This window comes from Caulobacter endophyticus (genome assembly GCF_029543245.1).
Classification (GTDB): domain Bacteria; phylum Pseudomonadota; class Alphaproteobacteria; order Caulobacterales; family Caulobacteraceae; genus Caulobacter; species Caulobacter endophyticus_A.
The window spans coordinates 221,407-232,542 of sequence record NZ_JARQWV010000001.1 but is presented as its reverse complement, the minus strand read 5'-3'; the positions used below and the strand labels follow the sequence as shown (position 1 = coordinate 232,542).

Annotated in this window: 10 protein-coding genes; 4 read left to right on the top strand and 6 right to left on the bottom strand. The window is 68.4% G+C overall.

What is annotated here, in order from left to right; all coding sequences use genetic code 11:
* Positions 1-18: 18 nt before the first annotated feature.
* The 6 genes from P7A99_RS00870 to P7A99_RS00845 are packed head-to-tail and all read right to left on the bottom strand — an operon-like array spanning position 19 to position 7,825.
* The gene (locus P7A99_RS00870; RefSeq protein ID WP_277792069.1) at positions 19-1,008 is read right to left on the bottom strand and encodes a class I SAM-dependent methyltransferase; all 990 of its coding nucleotides are present in this window, start codon (positions 1,006-1,008) and stop codon (positions 19-21) included.
* The gene (locus P7A99_RS00865) at positions 1,005-3,374 is read right to left on the bottom strand and encodes a glycosyltransferase family 4 protein (RefSeq protein ID WP_277792068.1); all 2,370 of its coding nucleotides are present in this window, start codon (positions 3,372-3,374) and stop codon (positions 1,005-1,007) included. The genes P7A99_RS00870 and P7A99_RS00865 overlap by 4 nt, the downstream gene beginning before the upstream one ends.
* A gap of 2 nt (positions 3,375-3,376) precedes the next feature.
* Positions 3,377-4,573, bottom strand: a complete 1,197-nt coding sequence (locus P7A99_RS00860) for a capsule biosynthesis protein (protein WP_277792067.1) — start codon at positions 4,571-4,573, stop codon at positions 3,377-3,379.
* 41 nt (positions 4,574-4,614) lie between these two features.
* Positions 4,615-5,415, bottom strand: a complete 801-nt coding sequence (locus P7A99_RS00855) for an ABC transporter permease (RefSeq protein ID WP_277792066.1) — start codon at positions 5,413-5,415, stop codon at positions 4,615-4,617.
* Positions 5,412-6,680 (bottom strand): glycosyltransferase family 4 protein, encoded by a 1,269-nt coding sequence (locus tag P7A99_RS00850; protein WP_277792065.1) that lies wholly within the window; start codon positions 6,678-6,680, stop codon positions 5,412-5,414. The genes P7A99_RS00855 and P7A99_RS00850 overlap by 4 nt, the downstream gene beginning before the upstream one ends.
* Positions 6,677-7,825, bottom strand: coding sequence for a hypothetical protein (locus tag P7A99_RS00845; RefSeq protein WP_277792064.1), 1,149 nt, complete (start codon positions 7,823-7,825; stop codon positions 6,677-6,679). Before P7A99_RS00845 ends, P7A99_RS00850 begins: the two co-directional genes overlap by 4 nt.
* A 218-nt stretch (positions 7,826-8,043) precedes the next feature.
* On the opposite strand from P7A99_RS00845, the gene P7A99_RS00840 reads away from it, so the two are divergent.
* The 4 genes from P7A99_RS00840 to P7A99_RS00825 all read left to right on the top strand — a co-directional run bounded on the left by P7A99_RS00840 (position 8,044) and on the right by P7A99_RS00825 (position 11,133).
* Positions 8,044-8,661: an OmpH family outer membrane protein gene (locus tag P7A99_RS00840; protein WP_277792063.1), complete on the top strand. Its 618-nt coding sequence runs from the start codon at positions 8,044-8,046 to the stop codon at positions 8,659-8,661.
* Positions 8,662-8,666: 5 nt separating this feature from the next.
* The gene (locus P7A99_RS00835; RefSeq protein WP_277792062.1) at positions 8,667-9,116 is read left to right on the top strand and encodes a hypothetical protein; all 450 of its coding nucleotides are present in this window, start codon (positions 8,667-8,669) and stop codon (positions 9,114-9,116) included.
* Positions 9,113-9,346, top strand: a complete 234-nt coding sequence (locus P7A99_RS00830) for a response regulator transcription factor (RefSeq protein ID WP_277792061.1) — start codon at positions 9,113-9,115, stop codon at positions 9,344-9,346. The genes P7A99_RS00835 and P7A99_RS00830 overlap by 4 nt, the downstream gene beginning before the upstream one ends.
* Positions 9,347-9,456: 110 nt before the next feature.
* Complete coding sequence (locus P7A99_RS00825) at positions 9,457-11,133, top strand: GspE/PulE family protein (protein WP_277792280.1); 1,677 nt, start codon at positions 9,457-9,459, stop codon at positions 11,131-11,133.
* The last annotated feature ends 3 nt before the right edge of the window (positions 11,134-11,136 follow it).

Here is an 11,136-nt window from a genome sequence, read left to right as displayed (position 1 = left end):
TCGGGCATTGCGCCCGGATCAGCCGGCCTTTCGGGCCAGGAAGCTGTAGGAGACGCCGATCGACCCGATCCGGCCATCGGGCACGACCTCTATGGGGTGCAGCCCGTGGCGGGCCAGCAAGTCGAAGACATGGCGCTGGGGCAGGGCGTGCATCTCCATGATTTCGGGCCGATCGGCCTCCGCCAGATAGCGGCTCGTCTCGAACTGGTAACCGTAGAGGAAGCAGGGAACCTGGAAGCTGGCGTATCCGCCGGGATTGAGCCGCCGCAGGCTGATATCCAGTAGCTTGTGGATGATGGGCGGAGGATTGTGCTGCAGCACGATCACGGAAAAGAACACGTCGTAGCCGTCGTCGGCGGCCAGGAAATCGGGCAGCAGTCTCAGGGTCGCGTTTCGGACGCCGCGGTCGCGCAGGCGATCCCTGGCCAGCGCCAGGTGTCCCGCGCTGATGTCGACGCCGGCATAGGTGGAGAACCGCTGAGCGAATGCCTCGCCCATGCGCGCGACGCCGCATCCCAGTTCCAGCACCGACCAGGCCGGGTGCGGCTCTACGCCGTTGCGGCGGCAGGCCTCGATGAACCGTTCGACCTCGGTCGCGCCCGTCGCGTAGAATTCCTCGATGTGCTCGTCGCGTAGCGCGCTGGAGAGGTAGCGCGGATTGGTCAGCACCGAAAAGAACGCCTCCTCGCGCCCATAGCGCGACCAGACGGCCTCGACCTGCGCGGAGAGGGCCTGGGCCTGGGCCTCGTCGAGCGTCAGGTCGACGCCGCGCCCGTCCTGATCCTGGCAGATGTCCTGGGCGGCGGCGTGGATGCGATATCGACGGGCCTCGGCCGAGGCCCGGAAGCGATCGACCAGCGCCCACACGGACGGAGCGTCGGCCAGGTGCGCCTTGGCGGTCTCCGGAGTTTCGCAATCGCGTCCCAGAAACGTTCGATAGCAGGCCTCGACGTCGAAGACGGTGGCCTGGCGGTCCTGCGAAGCTTGGTCCCCATCCAGATCCTTCACTGTGAACGCTCGCCAAGTCCATGCGACTGTTCGCTGAGCTCCCGCCCGAACGAGAGATCGTCCATCTGATTGAGCATCACGGCTTCCAGGAAGGACGCGCGGGCGTTCGTGTCGTTGGCGGCGCAAAGGAAGAAGCCGCTCAGGCCGACGCTGACGACGCGCGCATCCTGGCCGCTCGTTACGTTGGCCAGATTCTCGGTCTCGCCCCCCTTCAGGGTGACGTGCAGCACCTGCTCAGGGGAAGGCGCGACATCGCAGGCCAGCCATTTGAACTCTCCCGAGGCCAGGGCGCCCGACATCACCCGGCTCGCGCCTGAAACCCGGACTTCGTAGGTGGTGGAGCGCGTCGGCAGGCCGTGAAGGCGCAGGTAGAAGCGCAGCGGCTCCGATGTCGGAGGCAGGGCGATCTCCAGCCGCCCCCCGCGAGGCTTGCTCCAGCAGCCCCAGTCGTCGGGCGGCCACCAGCCGCCTCCTGCGCGGAAGGCTTCAGCCGAACGCATGCCGCGCCAGATACGGGTCGCGAAATTGCGCGTGATGGGGTGGTAGAAGCCCAACTGAGCCGGAACGTTAAGGCGCGGCGGCGACTCCCGCCGGGACCATTGGTCGATCTGATCGGCCATCTGTTCGGCGATCTCGCTCCAGGCCCGAGGGCGGAACGCCTCGGCGATCTTGCGCTCGCAGTCGGCTCGAAAACCCGCGTCGAACATCAGTGTTTCCAGGGTATCGATCAGCTGCGGCGTGTTGCCGGCCTCGAACCGCACGGCGAAGGGGCCGCCAGCCTCGGGCAGAGAGGAGGCATCGGAAGTCAGCGGGACCTTGCCGTAGCAGAGGGACTCGGTGACCGGCAGGCCCCAGCCCTCGTAGGAGCTCGGATACAGGGTGAAGAGGCAGGACGCGTAGAGCCTGGCCAACTGGGCGTCTGACAGTCCGGAAAGCATCACCACCCGCTCGCGCAGGCCTTCATGGGTGTCGAGCCGGGCGTATATCGCGTCGTTCAGCCAGCCGCGATTGCCCACGCAGACCAGCTTGGGAACCTTGCGCATGCCGTGCCGCCCGATCAGGGCGATCCAGGCCTCGAACGCCCCCAGATGGTTCTTTCGCGACTCGATGGTCGACACGAACAGCACGAAGGGCTCGCGATGCAGGCCCCAGTCCGCCAGGGCGGCCTCGGGCGCGGGCGGCGTGTCGGCTTTGCGGAAGTCGGCGTCCAGATGAACGATCGCGATCGTGTCCGGGTCCACCGTCTGGCCGAGGGTCTGGACCATGGCCAGCAGGTCGCGTCTGGTAGCCTCGGAGTTCACCAGGAAGAAGTCGGCGTGGTCGACCGCGCCGATGGCCCAGCTGATGAAGTCCTGGGTGAGGGCCTTGGTGCAATGCTCGCCCGCGACGATCGGGATCAGGTCGTGGACGAAGGGCACGTAGCGGATGCCGTACAGCGCCTTGGCCTGGCGAACGAATAGGAAGTAGTTCTGCAGCCACCAGGATGTGCCCAGATTGATCAGGAAGGCGCCCTGGGGAAAGGCGATCGGGTCGGCCAGGTTCATCATCAGCCGCATGCGGGTCATGGCCGTGGTCCAGTCCGGCGCCTGTCGGTCGCCGCTGGCGAGGCTGAGCCGGCACAGGTCCAGGAAGACGCCCGGCGCGATCTCGACCCATTCGTCGCGCTGCTCGGCGAAGACGCAGACCTGCACGCGACGGGATGCCGATCGCAGGGCGCTGGCGATGGTTTCGATCTGCACGCGCTGGATGCCCGTCGGTAGGCGGGCATTGCGGAAGTAGGAGATCAGATCGGATACGTCGAAGACCAGCGCCGGGCCGGACGGCGCCCCGTCTTCGGCCTGGCCGGATGCGTCGGCGTGCTCGGCTTCCGATGGCAGGGCAAGCCAGTCATGGGCGTCGTTCGAGCGGGTTCCCAGCTCCCGCAGGCGCAGGAGCGACATCAGGTCCGCGGATTTCACGTCGGATCCCTGGGCGGCCAGATCGCTGAGCTCGAGGAGGGCGTCGGGATGTGCTGGGTCGATCCTGGCCGCGCTCAGATAGCTGCGGGCGGCCGCGGCGATGTCGCCCTCCATCTTGTGCAGGTGCCCCAGGTGAAGATGCGGCTCGGCCGTGTCGGGCCGCAACGCCATCGCCCGCAGGTAGGCCGCTCGCGCCGCGGGCAGGTCGCCCAGTTCCTTCAGTGCGTGGCCATGCTGGGTGTGGATGTGGGCGAGGTCGGGGGCGAGCGACAAGGCCTCGGCGTAGCCCCGTGCCGCTTGAGTCCACTGCTTGGCGTCGCGGGCGCCGTTCGCCTTGACCAGCAGCCGGTGAACGCCGGCGGTCACCGGCACGCCCGCGGATTTGTGCAGCTTCAGGGCAAGGGACATGGTTAGCCTGCGTGCTCGCGGACGCCGGCCAGGATCAACCAGCCTACCGCATAGGTGAGTAGGAGCGAAAAGAAGACCGTGGCCGTGATCTTCAGGCGCTGGGGGTGAAGGGCCTTGCCGGGCAGGTTGGGTTCGACCACTCGCACTAGGAAGACCTGCTGGGTCAGCGAGCGCTCGCGCGCGGTTTCCAAGGCTTGGGCCGCTGCCTCGTAACGCTTGGCGGCGAACTGCTGTTTCAGCCTGAGGCCTTCGTAGACCCCCAGCCCGGGAGCGATAGAACCGGACGATCCTGCCAGGCGGCTCTGGGCGGCGGCGACCTGGCCCTCCAGTCCGCGAACCTGGGCCGCGAGCGCCACGTACTGCGGGCTGTCCGGCGAGACCGAGCGCCCCATGCCGGCCAGTTGCGCGCGGGCCTGGGCAAGCTGCTGGGACAGCACCGAGGCCAATGCGATCTGGGCCGCTCCCGAACGCTCAGGGTCTATGTCGCGACCGCTCTGGCGGAAGCCGGTGAGCGTCGCCTGCGAGGCGGCCACCCCGGCCTCAGCTTCCGCCAGCTGGCGACGGGCGACCGACAGGCCGTTGTCGAACGACCTTTGATTCAGGGTGTTGATCCGGGCCTCGCCCAGGCGCAGCAGGGTTTCGGCCAGGTCGCGGGCGTCGGCCGGACGAAAGGCCTTCACGCTGAGCCGGGTGATGCCGGTGTCGGCGTCGAACCGCACATCCACTTGCCTGCGATAGTATTTCAGCAGCGTCTCCGGCTGCGGATGGCCGGACCACAGGCGCGTCAGGGGATCGGCTTCCGGACGCCGGAACAGCGTCGGCAAGTCCAGCGTGCGGCGCGCGGCCGCGACGGCGTCGTGGGACAGCAGGTAGTCGCTGACGCCGTAGGCCTCGGTCGCGTTCGGAGCAGCACCGCCCAGACCGAGCAATTGGCCAAGACCGCCGCCGCCGCCGCTCGGCTGGGCGCCGCGGAGGATGAAATGCGCCTCCGATTCATATTGGTCGGCGGCGACCAGATATTCGAACCCGGCGACCAGAAGCGTCGGCAGCAGCACGACCAGCAGAAGGCCGCGCCAGGGCGTGAGGCGGGCGCGCCAGGATTTCTGGCGAAGTTCCGTCGGCGCGCGCTCGGGCGTCCAGGCGCGCCGCTTGGATGCGGGCGGCGCTGCGGGCTCGGCCGTGGGGGCGTAACCGTCCATCATCGGGTCTCGCGCTTGAACAGGGGGAAGGCGCGCATCGGTCAGCCCAGATGCACGCGCGGCCGCAGGGCCCGCAGCGCCAGCAGTCCCGCGAGCGTCAGGCCCAGGCACCACTGGACGACGTAGAAGGGCGCCAGATAGCCGTCGTCGACGCTGTGGAACTGTCCGACATGCAGCATTTCGAAAATCTGGTTCAGCGGTGACCACACCAGCCAGCCGCGGAAAGGCTCCGGGATCCAGGCAAGGGTGAAGAACGCGCCCGAAATCGGCATGGCGATGTAGGTCAGGGGGTGCACGAACTTGCTGACTGCCTTGCTGAGGTACGAAGCCGCGCAGATCGACAATGACAGGGCGAAGGCGAACCACAGCATCAGCATGTAGGCGGCGAAGAAGACCAGGGGGCGCGCCGGGGGCTGGGCCATGCCCAGGGCCCAGGCGCCGGCCAGCAGGATCGCCAGGGCGGCGAAGGTGGCCACGCCCTCCAGCACCGCCCGCGCCAACAGCATGTCGAAGATCGTCACTGACCGGTGGAAGAGCAGCGGGCGGTTGGCCTCGATGGTCGATTCCGCACGCCCAATGATCGACCTGAAGACCATGAACACGCAGTAGCCGCCCAGGGCGAAGGGGACAGGCTGCAGGTCTTTGGAGTGAAGTCCGCCGCTGTTGCCGTGCAGCAGGGCGACGGCGACCGCCAGCAGCATCGGCTCAACGATCATCCATAGATAGCCGATGTTCTCCCGGCCGTAGCGCGTGTGAAGCTCGCGCATGATCAGGGCGCCGACGACGTGCCTCTGCACGTCCAGCCCCCGGAGCAGCTCGGCGGGGCCATGCCCGGCGCTCATGGCAGCGCAGCCAGGAAGTCGAGCACCTCGTCGATCCTCGACCGCCAGGTAGGCGCTCGCCAGCCGCGCATCCGGGCCAGTTGAGCGTCTCGGCGCGGTGAGGTGGGCGCCGCATAGTCCAGCACCGCGCGCATCCACCCCGGGCCATCCAGCGGGTCAAGATGCTCGGTGACGCCGCCGCCCGCTTCGTGCAAGGCCGGCAAGTCGCTGGCGATAACCGGCGTGCCCAAGGCCAGGGCCTCGATCACCGGCAGGCCGAAACCCTCGGCGAAGGAAGGCAGCAGAAGGGCGCGGGCGCCTGCGATCAGATCGCGAACCTGGCGGTCGACGAGGCCGTTGCGCTCGACGACCACGGCCTGCAGCGCGGGGCAGCGATCGAGCATGTCGAGCAGGTTCTCGTTCTCCCAGCCGCGCCGGCCGACCAGAACAAGCCTCGGAACCGCGTCGGCTCCGTGAGTTTCGATCATCCGCCGCCAGACGTTCAGCAGCAGCAGATGGTTCTTGCGGGGCTCCAGCGTGGCGACCATCACGAAGTAGGGCGGTCCGGCCGCCGGAGGGGCAGGGAGTGGTGTGAAGGTCGGCGCCAATGGGGCCACGTGCAGAGGGATCGCTCGCCCGGCGGCGTGCAGGTACGGTCCCAGGCGCTCGGCCGTGGCTTCGGAATTGACGAGAACGGCCGAGGCGAGCGCCGTCACTGTGGCCATCTTGCGTGCATACAGGGCCGCGCCGCCCGGACGGCCGTATTCGGGGTGGTCCAGAGGGATCAGGTCGTGCACGAAGGGGACGAAACGTGCCCGTTCGCGCCGCAGGATCGCCTGGAACAGTTCGGTGCGCTCCAGCCCTCTCGAAGACAGATGGAGATAGATGGCGCGGCCGGCCTGGGGTGAGGAGCGGTAAGGTAGGGGCGCAAGCCGGAAGCTGGCGTCGAGAGCGCTTTTCCAGCGGCTCCAGCCGGAGCCGCCGCGGTGGTCTTCTCCAGACCAGCGACGCGCGGTGGTCTCCAGGAAATCCTGCGCCGCTTGCGGGGGGAGGCGGCCGTGCCAGCCGAGAGGGTGGGTGGCGGCGAGCCGGACCCGGTCGGGAGCGCGTTGAAGCAGGGTTCGCGCATAGGCCATCTCAACCCTGTCGACGCCTGTCGGGGTTGGGTGCAGCACCCGCGACAACAGGCGTGAAAGATCCAGAACGATCTCGGGGCCATCGAGGACGGCGCGGCGCAGCGGGCTCGCCGCCCCGAAGGCCTGACTGTGAGGGGCCAGGCTGTTCATGCCGAGGCCGCTTGCCCGCTTGCGAGCCGAAGGCGTGAGAGGCCAAGGCGGGCCTTGCCCAGGCGGCCTCGGAACCAGGGCAGGAGGGCGGGGCGGGACGCTGTCGGATGGCCCAGGCGCGCCACGAGGGCTTCGGGTGAGCAAGGCTCGCCGCTGCGAGGGTCGATGTAGCGGGGATAGAGGATCAGTGCGGCCGCGGCCAGCTCGGCAAGCGAGAGGCGGCGACCGCGGCGAGGCGGCGGCGCGAGGTCTCGCGTGAGCCCCCATCCCGCATAGAAGGGCTGTCCGTGCGTCACCACCTCGCGCCCTCGCAGGAGGGCCTCGAATCCCGTGAGGGACGTCAGCACGTGAACGGCGTCCACCCTGGCCAAGAGCGCTGGCAAGGCCTGGCCGCGAACCACGTGGTCGGCATGCCGCATGGCCTCATGGTCTGACAGCAAGCCTTTCCTGTGCCCCGCTTCCACGTCGGGATGAGGGCGATAGAGGATCAGCGAGCCGGGCTCGGCCGCCCGGGCCCGGCGCAGCAGGTCCAGGTTACCGGCGACGCCTGCGCCGCCCAGGCGCACGGAGAGGTCGTCCTCCACCTGGCCGACGACCAGGACGGTGCGGCGCCCCGTGCTTTCGAGCAGCGCCTTGCAGGGAGCGTCGCCGCCCAGATTGTACTTGGTGACGCCCAGGTCGACGATCTGTCGGACGAGGCGGTCGGCGCGCTTCAGCAGTGAAGGAGCGAAGCAACCGTCGGTCAGCAGCTTTTCCAGGTCGCTGGGAGCGCTGGGGTCGAAATGCACGCCGGCCCGGTCGAGCACGATCGAGGCTGGGGCGTGGCATTGCGCGCCCAGCCCGGCCGAGCGGATGAAGCCGTCCTCGATGCGAACCAGCGGAACGCCCGCGGTCCGTGCACGGGGGGCAAGGTCGCTCGGCGCACGAGAAGGCCAAACGCCGACCGCGCCGCCGCCGGCGCGGGCCAGCCGGATCGCTGAAGCCGTGTCATGGACGAAGCGCGGCATGCGATGGGCGTCCTGGCCTGCAACCAGCCGGCCGACGGCCCTGTGCTTCCATCCGGCGACGCCCACGCAGACGACGACCGGCGGTTGGCCAGGCGGCTCGTTGTTTCGATCGAGGAAACGATCGGGCGCGGACGGCATCACTGATTTCACGGCGCGAAGGGAAGGTGCTGGTCAATGACACAAGTCCCCGGCGCCAAACCCTGTGGGTTCCCACAGGTTGGCGACCTCTCGGTCGCCTGTTGAAACCCACAGGTCCGCGTGAGGTGAGCAGCCTTTAGGAACAGGCTTGCTTTGCCGCAGCTGCGCATCCTTGGCCGTGGGGTCGACGAGCGGGCTGCTTCTCCGGGGTTGGGCCGATGATCCGACATTCGATCGCCGTTGTTTCCGCTGTCGGCCTGGGCTTGCTGGGTTCGTCGGCCTTGGCTCAGGGGGCGACGGGCTCGCCCGGCGAGGCCCTGGTCGGCCCGCTGGTTCCCGGCGTCTGCGTGCTCAGCCGCGACGCGGTGCTGGCCAACGCCAAGGTCGGTCAGGCCGCCAATGCGCGCCTGCTTGAGCTATCCAAGCAGGTCCAGGCCGAGATCGAGGCCGAGCGCGCGCCGATCGAGGCCGACCTCAAGGCCCTGGAAGCGCAGAAGGCGACGCTGACGCCGGCTCAGTTCGAAGAGCGCAGCAAGCCGCTGGCCGCGCGCTGGGAGGCTCTTCAGCGCAAGGCCTCGCTTCGCGGGCGCGAGATCGAGGCGACGCGCGTCAAGGCGCTCGGCGGCATCGCGACCCAGGCTCAACCGGTCATCGCCCAGGTCTATGCAAGCCGTAAGTGCGGCCTGCTGCTGACGCGCGAGGCGATGATGGGCGGCAATCCGGCCGCGGACCTGACGCCTGCGGTGGTGCAGGGGCTGGATGCGAAGATCAGCACCATCACCTTCCCGCGCGAAACCCTTCCGGCCGAGACGGTCGCCGCGCCCAAGGCCCGGTGAGGACGATGGTCCGCAAGCTTCTGGCTTTGCTGGGCCTGGGCCTGCTTGGTGGCGGGCCGGCCCTGGCGGCGGCGCCCGCCGAGGCGCCGCCCGAGGCGTGGAGGCGGTACGCCGAACTAGCGGGCAGGACCTTTCCAGCCTGGTTGGACGAGGCGACGCCCGCAGCGATCCGCCTGCGCGATTACCTCGACGATCTCCGGGCCGAGCGGGGCGGGGAGGTCGTGGAGCTGTCTCTGAGCGTGTGGGTCGGCTCCGACGGCCTGGTTTCCCGCGTGGCCGCGCCGGTCTTCGCACAGCCAGAACCGAACGCCGATCTGCAGGCGGTCTTCGAGGGGCGGAGGCTGTCCGAGCCGCCGCCGCCGGGTTTGCGGCTTCCGATCCGACTACGGCTTCGCGTCGCGCCGCCGGCGGCTGACGCCGAGCCCCAGGCGACGAACGTTGCGGCGTCGAGATGAGCGCCGAAACCGACACGCCCCAGTCGGAGATCCCCGCCCTGACGGCGCGGGAGATCGAGTGCATTCGGTTCGCCGCTCAGGGGCTGACGACCGGTGAGACCGCCCAATGCATCAGCGTCACCGAGCGGACCGTCGAGTTCCACCTCGGCAACGCCACGCGCAAGCTCGGTGCGAGCAATAAGTTGCGCGCCGTGGTCATTGCTCTGCAATTGAGGTTGATAGAGCTGTAGCTGCGGTAAGTTTACAGTCTTGAGATTGTCATTATTTTCATAGTTACATCTCGGATCGTGATCCTTATCTTTCGAAATAAATATAGTGATCTCCGACAAAGTTGCTCAATATGCCGAGTGTAGAGCAAATTTCGTTTCATGATTTTATTGCCGCCAGCGGCATCGTGGCGGCGGAAGGGCTGTCGCGCGCCAGGGCTGTGCAGGGGGAGAGCGGGGATCGGCTCGACGCCGTGCTCACTCGTCTTGGCCTGGTCTCGGAACGCGCCCTGGCCGAAGCCCTCGCCCGCGCCACCGGGCTGGAGCAGGTCGCGGCCGAAGACTTTCCGCCGGCGCCGGTGGGGGGCGAGCTGGTGTCGCCGCGGTTCCTGCGGGAGGTGAGCGCTGTCCCGATCGCCCTGCACGAGGACCGTGTGAGCGTGGCCCTGGTGGACCCGTTCGACGGCTATGTGTCCCAAGCGCTCGGCTACGCTTTTGGCCGGCCTGTCCAGGCCATGATCGCCAAGGCCGGCGACGTCGACGCCGCCCTCGATCGTCTGTACGGGGCGGCTCAGGACGACGCCGCCGCGGTCGAGGGCGAAGCTGACGAGGCCGATCTTGAGCGCCTCAAGGATCTGGCCAGCGACGCGCCCGTGGTTCGAGCCGTCAACGCCCTGATCTCCCGGGCCGCTGAACTGCGCGCCTCGGATATCCATGCCGAGCCCAGCGAGGACGGGCTGAAGGTCCGGTTCCGTATCGACGGCGTGTTGCAGGATCAGGAGACGCTGCCGCCGCAGGTGAAGGCGGCCTTCGTGTCGCGCGTGAAGGTGCTGGCCAATCTCAACATCGCCGAGCGACGCCTCCCGCAGGACGGACGCATGCGGCTGGCCGTGCGCGGGCATGAGATCGACCTGCGCGTGGCCACTTCGCCGACGCTGTATGGAGAAAGCGTGGTCCTGCGCCTGCTGGATCGTTCGAACCTGACGCTCGAATTCGCCGACCTTGGCTTCGACGAGAGCATATTGCCGCCATTCCTCGATATGCTGGCGAGACCGCACGGCATCGTGCTGGTCACGGGGCCGACCGGCAGCGGCAAGACCACGACGCTCTACGCGGCGCTGGCCGCTTTGAATGCGCCGACGCGGAAGATCCTGACCATCGAGGATCCGATCGAGTACCGGCTGGCCGGCGTCAACCAGACCCAGGTCAGTCCTACGATCGGCCTGACTTTCGCGGCCGCCCTGCGCTCCTTCCTGCGCCAGGATCCGGACGTCATGATGGTCGGGGAAATCCGCGACCTCGAGACGGCGCAGGTCGCGGTGCAGTCGGCCCTGACCGGCCACACCATCCTTTCGACGCTGCACACCAACAGCGCCGCCGCCGCCGTGACGCGCCTGGTCGACATGGGGATGGAACCCTTCCTCATCAGCTCGACCGTGAACGCCGTGCTGGCCCAGCGGTTGGTGCGTCGGCTCTGTCCCGCCTGTCGCGTGCCGCATCATCCCGGGGTCAAGGAACTGTCGGCGCTGGGCTCGGCGGCGCGCGGCCTGGGATCCGCGCCAAGGCTTTGGGCGCCAAAGGGTTGCGAGGCGTGCGGTCACAGCGGCTTCAAGGGACGGCTGGCCATCCTGGAACTGCTGCCGGTCGATGACGAGATCGCTCGCCTGGTGCTGGCCCGGGCCGAGGCACGCGAAATCGAGCGCGCCGCGGTCGCCGCGGGGATGCGCACCATGCTGCAGGACGGCGTGGCCAAGGCCCTGGCCGGCCAGACCACCATCGATGAAATCCTCCGCGTCACCCGGGAGGAATGAGCG